The organism is Streptomyces flavofungini, from assembly GCF_041028215.1.
GTDB classification, from domain to species: domain Bacteria; phylum Actinomycetota; class Actinomycetes; order Streptomycetales; family Streptomycetaceae; genus Streptomyces; species Streptomyces flavofungini_B.
The window spans coordinates 1-1,357 of sequence record NZ_JASKYR010001261.1 but is presented as its reverse complement, the minus strand read 5'-3'; the positions used below and the strand labels follow the sequence as shown (position 1 = coordinate 1,357).

Genomic DNA, 1,357 nt, shown 5'->3' with positions numbered 1-1,357 from the left:
GCCGTGCGGGGTCCTCGCCACGGCGCGGGCCAGCTCGGCGGTCAGGCGGCCGGGCAGCCCGGCGGGGGACGCGCCGGGCCCGACCGGCTCGGTGACCCGCAGGACCAGGGCGTCCAGGGGGCTCTCCAGCACGGCGAGCGTGCCGGCCAGCTTGGTGACGCCGTAGCCGGTGACCGGACGGGCGGGGGCGTACTCCGGGGTCCGCTCGCCGGTACCGGACGGACCGTACTCGGCCGCCGAACCCAGGTGCACGAGCCGGGCCTTGGGCGCCGCCGCGGCGAGGGCCGCGCAGAGGACGGCGGGGCCGCGGGTGTTGACCTCGGCGAGGGGCGGCGTGCCGCCGTCGACCGAGCCCGCGCAGTTGACCACCGCGTCCGGCGCGGCCTTGGCGAGCCGCTCGGCCAGGGTGTCGAGGGCGCAGGTGGCGAGGTCGAGCCGCGGGTCGTCGCCGGGGGCCCGGCCGCCGCGGAGCAGTCGCACGCCCGGCAGGGTCTGGAGCCGTCCGGCGATGTGCGCGCCGAGGAATCCCGTGGAGCCGAGGACGAGTATGCGCATGGCCGCCTCACGCTCCCTTGCGGGCGCGCCGCAGGGTGCCGTCGCCGGGAGCCGCCGCTCGCGCGGTGATCTTCATCTGGTGTGTGGTCCCCTCCACCGTCGGTCCCGGGGAGGGTGTCTGAACCGCTCCCCGGGTACCGCCCCTCCCCAACGGCACGGAGCACCTGTCGCGGTGTGTGTCCGTGCCGCCCTGACGCGTCACATGGTGCGTTCCACCTGCGGGGCTTGTGCTGATTCTGTGAAAGCTGGCGTGAAAAGGATCAGCTCGTGCCGGTGGTGCGCGCGGAAGGCGGGGGACGTGCGCGGCGCGCCGGAGGTTCTGCCTCCGCATAGCAGTGGCCGCTCAGAGGGGGTGACAACGTTTGCCGAGTCTTTGCGCACCGCATGCCAGCGCATGCCCCGGGAGGCCGGTCGCGGACCTTTCATTCTCGGGCGTACGAAGCGAAGGATTCGGCCACGGCGGGGAGCTCGGCGCGGGGCGGCCCACTCGTAGCAAGCGCGTTCTGACCTGCGCGGCAAGCGCGTTCCGGGGGCAGGGAGGGCGCGCGAATCAGGGCGTGATGGCGGGGCGTGTGAGGGGCGCCCTTGCGTTTCCGCGCGGTACGCCCCTCGCGCGCCGCAGGCCGTGTGCCGTGCGCCGTGCGCCGCASGCCGTGTGCCGTGCGCCGTGTGCCGCACGCCGTGTGCCGTGCGCCGTCGCCGTCTGCCGTGCGCGCGTCAGCCCGCCCGTACCGCCGACACCGCCTTGCGCGCCGCCACCAGCACCGGGTCCCAGACGGGCGAGAACGGGGGCGCGTACCCC

At 75.7% G+C, this 1,357-nt stretch carries 1 protein-coding gene; it reads right to left on the bottom strand.

All coding sequences use genetic code 11. The features are described from left to right. Positions 1 to 555 (bottom strand): NAD-dependent epimerase/dehydratase family protein (locus AB8Z36_RS40280; RefSeq protein ID WP_369218312.1); only part of this gene is annotated, 555 nt, incomplete at its 3' end. Positions 556 to 1,357: the final 802 nt, after the last annotated feature.